The sequence below is a fragment of the Streptomyces sp. NPDC051582 genome, assembly GCF_040681715.1.
GTDB lineage: Bacteria > Actinomycetota > Actinomycetes > Streptomycetales > Streptomycetaceae > Streptomyces.
Map to the genome: position 1 here is coordinate 104,708 of NZ_JBFAZJ010000014.1, position 13,139 is coordinate 117,846.

General features: G+C 69.8%; 10 protein-coding genes. 1 reads left to right on the forward strand and 9 read right to left on the reverse strand.

Going from position 1 to position 13,139, the window contains the following annotated elements; genetic code table 11:
* Positions 1-184: 184 nt before the first annotated feature.
* The 4 genes from AB0M92_RS19965 to AB0M92_RS19980 form a co-directional block, all read right to left on the reverse strand.
* A complete protein-coding gene (locus tag AB0M92_RS19965; RefSeq protein ID WP_366103552.1) occupies positions 185-1,174 on the reverse strand; it encodes an aldo/keto reductase in 990 nt (329 codons plus the stop codon).
* Between the two features lie 179 nt (positions 1,175-1,353).
* Positions 1,354-2,685 carry a sugar ABC transporter substrate-binding protein gene (locus tag AB0M92_RS19970; RefSeq protein WP_366103553.1) on the reverse strand — a complete coding sequence of 444 codons (1,332 nt, stop codon included), beginning with the start codon at positions 2,683-2,685 and terminating at the stop codon, positions 1,354-1,356.
* A 64-nt stretch (positions 2,686-2,749) separates the two neighbouring features.
* A complete protein-coding gene (locus tag AB0M92_RS19975; protein ID WP_366103554.1) occupies positions 2,750-3,739 on the reverse strand; it encodes a carbohydrate ABC transporter permease in 990 nt (329 codons plus the stop codon).
* 4 nt (positions 3,740-3,743) lie between these two features.
* Positions 3,744-4,664 (reverse strand): sugar ABC transporter permease, encoded by a 921-nt coding sequence (locus tag AB0M92_RS19980; RefSeq protein WP_366103555.1) that lies wholly within the window; start codon positions 4,662-4,664, stop codon positions 3,744-3,746.
* 509 nt (positions 4,665-5,173) lie between these two features.
* On the opposite strand from AB0M92_RS19980, the gene AB0M92_RS19985 reads away from it, so the two are divergent.
* A complete protein-coding gene (locus AB0M92_RS19985; RefSeq protein ID WP_366103556.1) occupies positions 5,174-6,628 on the forward strand; it encodes an RICIN domain-containing protein in 1,455 nt (484 codons plus the stop codon).
* 98 nt (positions 6,629-6,726) lie between these two features.
* On the opposite strand, the gene AB0M92_RS19990 is transcribed toward AB0M92_RS19985, so the two are convergent.
* From AB0M92_RS19990 to galT, 5 genes are all read right to left on the reverse strand, one after another.
* Entirely contained in the window at positions 6,727-8,478 is a 1,752-nt protein-coding gene (locus AB0M92_RS19990; protein ID WP_366103557.1) for a beta-galactosidase family protein, read from the reverse strand.
* A 124-nt stretch (positions 8,479-8,602) separates the two neighbouring features.
* Positions 8,603-9,409, reverse strand: a complete 807-nt coding sequence (locus AB0M92_RS19995) for a DeoR/GlpR family DNA-binding transcription regulator (RefSeq protein WP_366103558.1) — start codon at positions 9,407-9,409, stop codon at positions 8,603-8,605.
* Between the two features lie 109 nt (positions 9,410-9,518).
* Positions 9,519-10,652: a galactokinase gene (gene galK, locus AB0M92_RS20000; protein ID WP_366103559.1), complete on the reverse strand. Its 1,134-nt coding sequence runs from the start codon at positions 10,650-10,652 to the stop codon at positions 9,519-9,521.
* A complete protein-coding gene (gene galE / locus AB0M92_RS20005) occupies positions 10,649-11,608 on the reverse strand; it encodes a UDP-glucose 4-epimerase GalE (protein WP_366103560.1) in 960 nt (319 codons plus the stop codon). The genes galK and galE overlap by 4 nt, the downstream gene beginning before the upstream one ends.
* A complete protein-coding gene (galT, locus tag AB0M92_RS20010) occupies positions 11,605-12,654 on the reverse strand; it encodes a galactose-1-phosphate uridylyltransferase (protein WP_366103561.1) in 1,050 nt (349 codons plus the stop codon). The genes galE and galT overlap by 4 nt, the downstream gene beginning before the upstream one ends.
* Between the last annotated feature and the right edge of the window lie 485 nt (positions 12,655-13,139).

A 13,139-nucleotide genomic window follows, 5' to 3' on the forward strand; every position in this document is an offset into this window, starting at 1 on the left:
GAGCCTGGCGTCAAGGGGGCGCGGCGCCGCCTCCTCGGCCGGCTTCGGGCCCGAGCTGGGACGATGCCCCCGCACCGCACGCCCGAGCCCGCCGGCTTCGGCCACACATCGGCTCGATCTCGTCGACGATGCGCTGGCCCAACACCGCCATCGCCGCCGGCTCCCGCCCACCGTCGCGGCCGGCTCAGCGACTCACCACGTCGATCTCCGCCAGCTCCTCCCGCGAGAGCGGCCCGGCATTCAGCGCGTCGAGGTTCTGGTCCAGCTGGGCCACGCCGCTCGCACCGATGATCACCGACACCACTCGCGCGTCGCGCAGCACCCAGGAAAGCGCCAGCTGCGCCAGACTCTGCCCGCGCCGCTCCGCCAGCCTGGCCAGCGTCCGCAACCGCTCCAGTTTGGAGTCGGACAGCGCCTCCTCCTTGAGGAAGTGCCCGACGGACATACGCGACCCGGCGGGCACCTCACCGGACAGGTAGCGATGCGTCAACAGGCCCTGCGCCAGCGGCGAATAGGCGATCAGACCCGTTCGGGTGTCACCCACGGCGTCCAGCAGCCCGCCCTCCGGCGCGCGGTCGAGGATCGAATAGCGGGCCTGGTTCAACAGCAGGGGCGTGCCCAGATCGCGCAGGATCTCCACCGCCTCGCGGTGCCGCTCGGCGGGATAGTTGGAGATGCCGGCGTACAGCGCCCGGCCGGAGCGCACCGCCGTGTGCAGCGCCCCCATCGTCTCCCGGAGCGGGGTCTCGGGATCGTAGCGGTGCGAATAGAACACGTCCACGTACTCCAGGCCCATCCGCCGCAGCGACTGGTCCAGGCTCGCCAGCAGGTATTTGCGGCTGCCGCCGTCCCCGTACGGCCCCGGCCACATGTCGTAGCCGGCCTTGGACGCGATGAACAGCTCGTCCCGGTACGGCTTGAGGTCCTGCGCGAACAGGCGGCCGAAGTTGCGTTCCGCACTCCCGTACGGCGGCCCGTAGTTGTTCGCCAGGTCGAAATGCGTGACGCCCCGGTCGAAGGCGCGGCGCAGCACCGCACGCTGCACCTCCAACGGCCGGGTGTCACCGAAGTTGTGCCACAGGCCCAGCGAGACCGCGGGCAACCGCACCCCGCTGTGGCCGGGGCGACGGTAGGTCATGGACGCGTAGCGGTCATGCCGGGGTTGATGACTCATGCCCCCATTCTGCCCAGTTTCCATCAGAATCGAAAGTAACTGCACAGAATTCAACAGGCGGTAATGCCGGGATGCCGGGATGCCGGGATGCCGGCATGCTGCCATGCCGTACGACCGGGCATGGCAGACAAGGCGGCGGAGGCGCGGCACGTCCGCCGCCGACCCCCGCCGCCCGCGCACTACTCGGTCACGGTGAACCCTTGATCGGCGCCGTACTTGGCGCTGGTCGCCCGCCAGGCCTCCAGCCCTTGCGCAAGGGTCGTCGAGGAGACGTACGCCTTGCCCACGGTGTCGTTGAAGACGGAGTTCGCGTACACCTGGTAGGGCAGGTACGACCAGCCCGTGCCGACGTTCCGGGCCGCGTCGGCCAGGATCCGGTTGGCCTGCTGCCCCCCGAAGTAGGGGAACGGGGTGTCCAGGAAGGCCTGCGATTCCAGGTCCGCACGCGTGGCGGGGAAGGCGCCCTCGGAAGCGCGGGCCGTGGCCCCGGCTCCCGTGGTCGCGTATTCGATGAAGGCATAGGCCAGCGCCTTGTTCTTCGAGGCCTTCGGCACGGCGAGGGAGCTGCCGCCGTTCTCCGCGCCCACCGTGGCGCCCTTCGTCCACTGCGGGAGGGGCGCGACGCGCCAGTCCCCCGACGCGGCCGGTGCACCCGAGACGAAGTTGGCGGGCATCCAAGCCCCTGTGGACAGGGTGGCGATGCTGCCGTCCGACAGACCCTTGTACCACTCGTCGCTCCAAGAGGTGACCGGCGCGAGCAGTCGCTCGTCGATCAGCTTCTGCCAGGTCCCCGTGTACCGGGCCGTGCCCGTGTCACCGAAGTCGATGCCGACTTCGGTCCCCTCCACCTTGTACGGGCGCCCGCCCGCCTGCCAGATCAGGCTGGTGGTGGCGCCCGCGTCCCCGGTGTCGTTCGTGATGTAGAGCTTCGGGTCCGCCTTGTGCAGGGCTCGCGCCGCTTCGACGTACTCGTCCCAGGTCGTGGGGACGGCTATGCCGTGCTGGTCGAAGACCTTCTTGTTGTAGAACAGCGCCATGGGTCCGGAGTCCATGGGCAGGGCGTAGATTCCCTTGCCGTACTTGACCGCGCTCCAGGGACCGGTGGTGAAGGCCCGGTCGTGGGCGGACGCACCGTAGCCCGAGAGGTCCTCCAGGGACTTGCCGATGGCGAACTGGCCGACCGCGTAGTACTCGACCTGGGCCACGTCAGGGGCTCCCGAGCCGGCGGCGATGGCATTCTGCAGGGCCGTGTACTGCTTGTCACCCGTCCCCGCGTTGACGAGCTCGACGTCCACCTTCGGATACTTCTTCTCGAAGTCGGCGGCCACCTTCTTCAAGGTCGGCTCCCAGGCCCACACCGTCACCTTGCCGCCGGCTTCGAGTGCGGACGCCACGTCCTTGGCGCTGCCGTCGGTTCCCTGGTCCGGCGAACCGCAGGCCGTGGCACCGAGGGCCAGGGCGTACGTCGCGGCGACGGCGGCGAACATCCGTCGGGGGTTCTTCGTTCTCATCGGTGGAGCTCCTGATTCGGTGTGCGGATGAGGGGGGTCGGGGCGAGGCCGGAGCCGGGGCTCTTCACTCCTTGACGCTGCCGGCGGCCAGACCTGACTGCCAGTAGCGCTGGAGCAGGAGGAAGAGCGCCACGATCGGAACGATGGTGAGCAGGGATCCCGTGATGATGAGGTCGAAGACGGGCTCGCCGCCCGCGGTCCTGGCCTGGGCGCTCCACGCGTTGAGGCCGAGGGTGAGGGGGTACCAGTCCGGATCCTTGATCATGATCAGCGGCAGGAAGTAGTTGTTCCAGGTCGCGACCATGGAGAAGAGCAGCACCGTCACCGTTCCCGGCATCAGCAGCGGCAGGGCGATTCGAAAGAAGATGCGCAGCTCGCCCGCGCCGTCGATGCGGGCGGCTTCGAGCAGTTCGGTGGGTACCGCTTCCGCGGTGAACACCCACATCAGGTAGAGCCCGAAGGGCGAGACGAGCGACGGGATGATCACCGCCCAGGGGGTGTTGGCCAGGCCCATGCCGCTGAACATCAGGAAGGTGGGCACGGCGAGTGCCGTGCCGGGCACGGCCACGGCACCGATGACGACGGCGAAGACGGCACGGCGGCCGGGGAACTCGTATACGGCCAGCGCGTATCCGCCGAGGACGGCCAGCAGCGTCGCGCCGCCCGCGCCGGCGGCGACGTACAGCAGCGTGTTCAGCGTCCAGCGGACGAAGGCGCCGTCGTCGTAGGTCAGCGTGCGGGAGACGTTGTCCCAGAGCTGGAAGTCCTTGCCGAGCCACAGGCCGAAGGAGTCGAGGAGGTCTTCCTGGTTCTTGGTCGCATTGATGACCAGCCACACGAGAGGAAGGAGGGTGTAGGCGAGGACCAGCCCGGTCAGCAGGGTCAGCGGAATGCTGGGCCGGGGGTTGAGAGGGGTGTGGGGCCGGCGGCGCCGCGGCGACGCCGCTCCGGACGTCGCGGCGGCCCGGGTCCGCTTCGACGCGGCGGGAGCGGTACCCGCGTCCGCGTCGCGGACGGTGCGCTCCATCGTGTCGCCGGTGGGGTCCGTGATCATGTCCTCAGCCCTTCCGCATGCCGCGGAGCTGCACCGCGTAGGCGATGACCGCGGTGAAGACGCCCATCACGATGGCGATGGTCGCCGCGTAGTTGTGCTGTTGCCCGGCGAACGCCAGGGAGTACGTGTACAAGTTCGGGGTGTAGTCGCTCGTGATGGCGTTGGGAGCGAGGTTCTGCATGATGTTGGGCTCGTTGAAGAGCTGGAAGCTGCCGATGATCGAGAAGATCGTCGCGATCACCACTGCGCTGCGGATGGCCGGCAGTTTGATCGCGGTGACGATGCGCCACTCCCCGGCTCCGTCGATGGCCGCCGCTTCGTAGAGCGAGCGCGGAACCACCTTCAGGGCGGCATAGAAGATCAGGGTGTTGTAGCCGACGAACTCCCAGGTCACGACGTTTCCTATGGAGGCGAGCACCAGGGACGGGGAGAGCGGATCCGGCAGGGCGAGGCCGAAGGCGTCGTTCAGATTGCCCACCAGGCCGAACCTGGCGCCGTAGATGAACCCCCACATCAGGCTGGCCACCACGGCCGGAACGGCGTAGGGCAGGAAGACGGCCACCCTGAAGAAGGCCTTGCCGTACAGCCGGCCGCTGTCGATGGCGAGCGCGACGAGCAACGCGATCCCCAGCATGAGCGGCACCTGGATGAGCAGGAAGAGCCCGACTCGGGCCGATCCCTCCCAGAACCGCGCATCGCTCAGCGCTTGTACGTAGTTGTCAGCGCCGACGAAGGAGGTGCCCCCGATGAGGCGGTCGCGCATCAGGCTGAGGTAGAAGGCGTACCCGATCGGAGCCAGGAAGACGAGGGTGAACACCGCCGCGAACGGTCCGGCGAACCCCCAGCCGACGAGGGCGTTGCGACGTCCGCGTGACCGGGAACGGGGTGGAGAGACTGCTTTTGCCGGTGCCGGCAGGAGCGTCATGGTGGGTCCTTGCGTCAGTGACCTACAGGTCCGCAACGGAGGGAAGCGACGGCCTCCGGGGCCGGAATCGGCCTCATGGGGCAGGACCTGATGAGAGATGTTTACGTAATCATCGTTAGCGCGATCGTGACACTCCCCCTCGGGAGCGTCAAGCATCTTGCCACCGCCGGCCGAAAAATAAGCCGCGCCACCGCGCTCGCCCCCACATCGGGACGGGCGGCGCGAGGAGCCCGATGCTCAGGCACCCGCTCAACCCGGGCCGGTACTGCCGCAGTTGTCCGGGGGGCCGACGCTCGGACCCGGTTGCGGCGATTCACGTCCGCATGCTTGACACGCCCCGGCGCGGCTCCCAGACTCTCAGCCAACCACTGGATGTTTACGTAAACATCACAGCGGTGAAACACCCGCTTCACTGGCGCCCGTCCGTATGCCCGCCGGTTCCGCGGCCGGGCACGCCCATCCGCACCCGCACCCACCTCTCCCACCCGCCAGCCAGCAACGAGGTACCCATGCGCCGTCACCCCCCGCGTCTCACCGTCCTGTTCGCCCTCGTGGCAGCCCTGTTCGCGAGCCTCCTCGGCGGCCTCGGAACCGCCGCGGCCTCACCCGCGCCCGTCACCGTCACCAACGCGACGCAGTTCACCGATCCCGCCGGGCGGCCCGTACACGCCCATGGCGGCGGGGTCATCAAGGTGGAGGAGTACTACTACTGGTTCGGAGAGGACCGGAATCCCGACAACAGCTTCAGGTACGTCTCCGCGTACCGCTCCCTCGACCTCAGTACGTGGGAGTTCCGCGGCCACGTCCTCTCCCAGGCCACGGACCCCCAGCTGGCCACCGCCAACATCGAGCGTCCCAAGGTGATGTACAACCGCGCCACGCAGCAGTTCGTCATGTGGATGCACAAGGAGGGCAGCGCCACCGACTACAGCGAGGCCCAGGCCGCCGTGGCCGTCTCCGCCACGGTCGACGGGAACTACACGTGGCGCGGGAGCTTCCGGCCGCTCGGCCACATGTCCCGTGACATCACCACCTTCGTGGACACCGACGGCACCGGCTACATGATCTCGGCCGCCAACGAGAACGCCGACCTCCACGTCTACCGCCTGACCGCGGACTACACCGGCATCGAGAGCCAGGTGCAGAAGCTGTGGGCCGGCCAGTGGCGCGAGGCGCCGGCCATGTTCAAACGGGACGGCGTCTACTTCCTGGTGACGTCCGGCGCCACAGGCTGGTCCCCCAACCAGCAGAAGTACGGCACGGCCTCCAGCATCACCGGCACCTGGAGCTCGCTGCGCGACCTCGGAGACAGCAGGACCTACGGCTCGCAGACGGCCTTCGTGCTGCCCGTCGAGGGCACGTCCGGTGTCACCGACTACCTGTACATGGGCGACCGCTGGGGCAACTCCATGGGCGGTACGGTCAACGACTCGCAGTACATCTGGCTCCCGTTGAAGTTCCCGACCAAGACCACGCTGTCGATGGACTACTACCCGCAGATCATCGTCTCGACGGAAGCCGGCACCGTGCGGGGCACCGGCGACTGGAACACCCTGACCGCCCTGCACAGCGGCAAGTGTGCCGACGCCGCCGACTGGTCGGTGAGCGACGGCGCCCGCCTGATCCAGTGGACCTGCGCGACGGGCAGCGTCAACCAGCAGGTGTGGTTCCAGGGCGCGGGAGCCGGCACGGTGCGGATCATGCTCCGCCACAGCGGGAAGTGCCTCGCGGTCCGGGACGCGTCCCCCGACGACGGCGCCGAGGTCATCCAGACCACCTGCGGCGACACCCCCGGACAGAGGTGGAAGCCGGCCCAGGCCGACGCGAGCGGCATGCGGCTCGTCGCCCAGCACAGCGGCAAGTGCCTCGACGTCACCAACCAGTCGCGCAACGACGGCGCCCCCCTCGTCCAGTGGACGTGCAACGGCGGCGACAACCAGAAGTGGCGGCGCTCAGCCGTCTGACCCCGCCCCGCACCCGTCCCGCCCCGTCCCGACCCGGCACCGGTGCGGCCGCGCGAACCCACGACGTGGGTCCCGGCCGCACACGGCCGCCGGGGCGGTCAGTCCTCCACCGGCCCGAGGTCGGGCACGCCCCGGAAGGCGACCTTCCTGTCGCGGCCGGGTGCATGCAGTTCGAGGACGACGACTTCGTTCACGCCCTCGTGCAGCACCGGGCCGGGTACGTACAGCGAGCGCTGCGGGCCGCGCGACCAATAGCGTCCGAGGGCGAACCCGTTGACCCAGGCGTTGCCCTTCGTCCACCCGTCGAGGTGGAGGAAGGTGTCGGCCGTCCGGTCCGCCTCGAAGGTGCCGCGGTAGAAGGCCGGTCCGGTCGGTGTGGCCCGCCCGGTGCCGAACGGGACGTCGTCGAGCGAGGTGAGCGGCAGCGGACGGCTGGTCCATACGTCGAGCGGGGCCCCGTTCAGCAGGACGCCACCGAGCAGCCCCTTGCGGTCGTGAATGCCCTGGCCGTAGTTGACGCGCCCCTGGTTCTCGACGAGGACGGTCAGGACGCTGCCGGGCCGCGGGACCGTGAAGGTGAGGCAGTGCTCGTGCCCCTCCCGCTCCAGTACCCCCACGGGCTGGCCGTCGAGGAAGACCTGCGCACGGTCCCGTACCTGCTCCAGTTCGAGCAAGGCCGGTCCGGCATCCGGCAGATCGGCTTCGTACAGCACGAATCCGTAGTCCTGGCGGAGTTCCTCCATCGTCAGGGGACGGCCGGAGACCACCGGGTCCCCAAGGGCCGGCGCGCTCCGCAGCAGGCCGGCGCTCTCGGTCAGCTCCACCGTCTCCAGGCTGAACTTCGGGGAGCGTGCGGGCGGCAACTCCGTCGGCACCGGCGCGTATTTGGCGATGACCTTGCGGAAGGCGCCGAACTTCTCGGTCGGATCGCCGGCCTCGTCGAGGGGGGCGTCGTAGTCGTAGGAGGTGACGGTCGGCCGGTAGGTGTGCTTGTCGTTGGCGCCGTTCATGAAACCGAAGTTCGTGCCGCCGTGGAACATGTAGAAGTTCACGGAGGCTCCGGTCGCGAGCAGCTCGTCCAGCTCGTGGGACGCCTGCTCCGCGCCGCGGACGACGTGGTTCGCTCCCCAGCGGTCGAACCAGCCGATCCAGAACTCCGTGCAGAGCAGTGGTCCGGAGGGCCGGGCGCTGCGCAGCGCGGCGAGGTGCTGCGCGGAGCGGCTCCCGAAGTTGGCGGTGGCGAGCACTCCGGGCAGGGCGCCCCGCTCCAGGTCGGCGGGCTGGTCGCAGGTGAAGAGCGGTACGTCGACCCCGTGGTGGCTCAGGGACTCCGCGAGGTGCTGCAGGTAGGCGGTGTCGTCTCCGTACGCCCCGTATTCGTTCTCCACCTGTACGGCGAGCACCGGCCCGCCCCGGGTGGCCAACCGGTCGCGCAGCGGGGGCAGGAGCCGGCTGAAGTAGTCGTCGACCGCGGCGAGGAAGTTCGGGTCGCGGCTGCGCAGCCTCATGGCGGGATCGGCCAGGAGCCATGCGGGCAGGCCGCCGCCTTCCCATTCGGCGCAGATGTACGGGCCGGGCCGCAGGAGTACGTGCAGACCCTCGGCGGCGGCGAGATCGAGGAAGCGGGGCAGATCGAGGCCGCCGTCCATGCGGAACTCGTGGGGCCGCGGCTGGTGGAGGTTCCACGGTACGTACGTCTCCACCGTGTTGAGCCCCATGAGGCGGGCCTTGTGGAGCCGGTCGCGCCAGAGGTCGGGATGGACCCGGAAGTAGTGCAGGCCGCCGGAGAGGATGCGGAAGGGCTCGCCGTCGAGCCTGAATCCGTCGTGTTCGATCTGGAGAAGGGGCATGCGCGTGCTCCTCAGCTGAACGGGGATGCGCTGATCGCGCCATGGAACTGTCGCCAACTCCTGAATGTTTGCGTAAACATCAGTGAGATGGCAAGTCCCCCGTGTGCACCACGCTCTGGGTGCGCTACGGCTGAGTGGTACCCAGGATCAGTTGACCCACCGAATCGCGCAGGACGGAGCACGCCTCGGCGTCGAGGCCGTCGTCGGAGACGAAGTAGTCGATCTCCGAGAGGGCGATGAACCGGCTGAGACCCACGACGCCCCACTTGGTGTGGTCCGCGACCACGGCCACCTGATGGGCACAGTCGATCAGCGCGCGGTTGGTCTGTGCTTCGGCGAGGTTCGGCGTGGTCGCACCGGCGCGTTCGGAGACGCCGTGGGCGCCGATGATGAGCAGGTCGACCTGGAGGGAGCGGATCGCCTGATCCGCCAGGGGCCCGACCAAGGAGGCCGATTTCGTGGGAGCGCCACCGGTCAGGAGCAGCGTGGGACCCGCGGGGCTGAGCTCGGCCCCGGTGGGCCGCAGCAGCTGGGCGACCGGCAGGGAGTTGGTCACCACCGTCAGGCCGGACACGTCCCCCAGCCGGGCGGCCACCGCGTAGGACGTGGTCCCGCCGGAGATCGCGACGACACTGCCCGGTTTCACGAGAGCGGAGGCCGCCTCGGCCACCGCCGACTTGGCCCGCGACTCCAGACCGGCTTTGGTTTCGAAGGCCGGCTCGTCACCCGTGGTGGCGGATGCGCTGATGGCACCTCCGTGCACCTTGGACAGGGCGCCGGTGCGGGCGAGCACGTCGAGGTCACGGCGGATGGTCATGTCGGAGACGCCCAGCTGTTCGACGAGATCAGCCACGCGTACGGCACCGTCGCGGCGCACGATGTCGAGGATCACAGCCCTCCGCTGGGGTGCAAGACGTGCTGCCTCGGTCACGCTTCTCGTCCCCGCTTCTCTGTGCGCCGTCCGTGTGCGCCGTCAAAATGGCACGGCGTTCCTCACAAACGGACAGTCTACGTCGCGGGGCCCGGGCCTCACCGGGTTCTCATGCGATGCGCCGGGCGCCGGCGGCCGGGGACACGGGGAAGAGGTCCGGATCCTGGTGGCCGGCCGCACGGAACGCAGCGGTGACGGCGCGGCGGACGGCCTCCAACCGGCCCTCCCGCACGAGCACGATGACCGAGCCGCCGAAGCCGCCACCGGTCATGCGCGCCCCGAGCGCTCCGTGTGCCAGAGCCGTGTCCACCACCAGGTCGCTCTCCGCACAGGAGATCCTGTAGTCGTCGCGCAGCGAGGCATGGCCGGCCGTGAGGATCGGTCCCAGCGCCGCCACGTGCCCGGCCCGAAGGTGGGAAACCGCCTCGGCGACCCGTCCGTTCTCCGTCACGACGTGCCGGACCAGCGGCACCAGGTGCGCCGGAAGGGTCCGCGCGGCGCGGGGCAGGTCCGCGGGCGTGAGGTCGCGCAGTGCCGCCAGCCCGAGCCGGCGGGCGGCCTCCTCGCACCCGGTACGCAGAGCCGCGTACGATCCGTCCCCGAGGTCGTGCTTCACGCGGGTGTCGACGACCAGCAGGCTCATCCCGTGTGCCTGCGGGTCGAACGGGACCTGCTCGTGGGCACCGGCGCGGATGTCCAGGTGGAGGGCCGCGCCGGCGGCGCAACAGGCGGAGGCCAACTGGTCCATGGCTCCGCACGGTACGCCCGCGAATCCGTTCTCCGCCCGCTGGGCGAGCAGTGCGAGAGCGGGCGCGCTCAGACCCAGCCCGTACAGATCTTTGTAGGCGAAGGCGACCGCGCATTCGAGCGCGGCGGAGGACGACAGGCCCGCGCCGGTGGGGACCGTGCTCTCGATGTGCAGGTCGGCGCCCCCGATCCGGTGTCCGGCCTCCAGCAGCGCCCAGACGACCCCCGCCGGGTAGGCGGCCCAGGTGGTGACGGCACCGGGGGTGAGACGGGCGAGGTCGAGGTCGGTGACCGGGCCGTCGCCCTGGGCGCTGTGCAGCCGCAGGCGGCCGTCCTGGCGCCGCCGCGCCGCGACCAGCGTGTGCTGGGGAATGGCGATGGGCAGCGCGAACCCGTCGTTGTAGTCGGTGTGCTCACCGATCAGGTTGACCCGGCCGGGCGCTGCCCAGACACCCTCCGGGTCCGTGCCGTAGATGCGCCGGAACGCCTCCCTCACGGGGTCACCTCCTGTGCGAAGGCATAGGCGTCCGCCACGACGGAATCCAGGCCGGTGCGGAGGGGCCGCCAGCCGAGGCGCTCGCGCGCACGGTCCGCCGACGCGATGAGGACCGCCGGATCACCGGGGCGGCGCGGGCCGACGACCTCCGGGATCGCATGCCCCGTGACCCGTCGGACGGATTCGATCACTTCTCGGACGGTGAAGCCTTGGCCGTTGCCCAGGTTGCAGATCAGGTGTTCACCGGGACGAGCTGCCTCCAGGGCAAGGAGGTGGGCCTCGGCGAGGTCGGCGACGTGGATGTAGTCGCGTACACAGGTGCCGTCGCGCGTGGGGTGGTCATCGCCGTGGACGTCGATGTGCGAGCGCCGTCCGAGGGCCACCTGGAGGAGGAGCGGAATGAGGTGCGACTCGGGGTGGTGGCGCTCGCCCCGGCCCGCGTGGGCGCCGGCGACGTTGAAGTACCGCAGGGACACGGCGGCCAGCCCGTGGGCTGCGGCCTCTCCGGTGATCAAGTGGTCGACGGCGAGCTTGGTCGCGCCGTAGGGACTGGTCGGCGAGGTCCTGGCGTGCTCCGTGATCGGCACCTGCTCGGGTTCCCCGTACACGGCCGCGGTGGAGGAGAACACCAGGGTGCCCACGCCGGCCCGGCGCATGGCGGCGATCAGTTCCAGCGAGCCCGCCACGTTGTTGCGCCAGTACTTCTCCGGGTCACGCACGGATTCCGCCACCTGTGAGGAGGCGGCGAAGTGCAGCACCCCGGCGTATCCGGCGTCCAGGACCGCGGCGGCCTGCGCCACCCCGCCGACGACGAGGTCGGCCTTCTCCGGGACCGCTGCGAGCACGCCGGTCGTCAGGTCGTCGAGCACCGTTACGTCGTGGCCGGCCGCCAGGAGCCGGGCCGCGACCACGCTGCCGATGTAGCCCGCGCCGCCGGTGACGAGGTACCTGCTCATGACGCGGCCTCCCGAAGCCGCCGGGCCGCGTCCTCCGGGGCGATGTCGTTCACGAAGGAATCCATTCCGGACTCCACCCCCGCGAGGAACTTGAGCTTGTCCGCCGACCGGCGGACCGTGAACAGCTCAAGGTGCAGGGCCAGTTCCTGGCCGCCGGTCTTGGGCGCCTGGTGCCATGCGGAGATGTACGGGGTGGGAGCCGCCTGTGCGGCCTCCCCCTCCTGACGGAACAGCCGGTCGAACCGGCGCAGCAGGTCCAGGTACATCGCGGGGAACTCGGCGCGCTCGGCCTCGGTGAGGTGGGTGAGGTCGGGGACGCGGCGATGGGGATAGAGGTGCACCTCGTACGGCCAGCGGGCGGCGTAGGGGACGAAGGCCGTCCAGTGCTCCCCCGTCAGGACCACGCGCGCGGTGGCGGCGCGGGCCTCGGCCAGCAGGTCCTCGAAGAGGTTTCCGCCGGTGACGGACCGGTGCGTGCCGGCGACGGCGATCATCTTGGCGGTCCGCGGCGGGACGAAGGGAAAGGCGTAGATCTGACCGTGCGGGTGCGCGAGGGTGACGCCGATCTCCGCGCCGCGGTTCTCGAAGCAGTACACCTGCTCCACGCCGGGCACGGATGACAGGCGCTCGGTGCGGTCCGTCCAGGCGTCGAGCACGAGCCGTGCCCGGTCCTCGGTCAGGTCGGCGAAGCTGGCTCCGTGTTCGGGCGTGAAGCACACGACTTCGCAGCGTCCGAAGCGCCCCGCCAAGGAGGGGAAGCGGTTCTCGAACACGGCCACCTCGTACTGCGCCGCCGGTATCTCGCTGTGGTGCCCGCCCCCGGAGGGGCACAGGGGGCACGCGTCGGTCGGCGGATGGTGGACACGTCCCTGCCGGTGGGAGGCGATCGTGACCCAGTCGCCGGTGGCCAGGTCCAGGCGAAGCTCGGGTTGACTGTCGACGGGCTCCGGAGCACGCCGGTCGACCGTGTCGCGCTCGGCGCTCTCGTCGAGGTCGTAGTAGATCAGCTCGCGACCGTCCGCGAGCTTCGTCGTGGTTCTCTTCACGGAAACGCGCCCGTCTCTCGGAGTACGGTACGGCAGCCAGCGGCAAGCCATACACCGACAACAATAAACAGAAAGCAACTAAAGTCAACGCATGCGTTCGCCGGGCCGGTTGCGGATCGACCCGCACGCGAGCCGGCGGTTCTTCCGGTGCCGGCCGCGCCCGGGAGGAGCACCTCGTCATCGGCACGCCCGGACACCCTCGCCGTGCCCCACGTCGTGTCGCTCGACTGCCGCGGCCGGAACACGGCGCCATTTCTCATGTGCGACCAAGATGTCGGCGAATGCCTCGCGTCACGCCGGTGAATGCGTCAAGAGATGGATTCCACACGCCCTTTCGGGTGGGACCTTCCCTGCGCAATTGCCCGAAACGGGCACGGCCCCTGGCCAAATCCGTCACCCCGCGCAGGCACACGGAAATGCCGCTTTGGCCCTGAAATCATCGCGAGGTGGAAGCGGGCACGGCGCCCGATACGAAGCACGCCCGA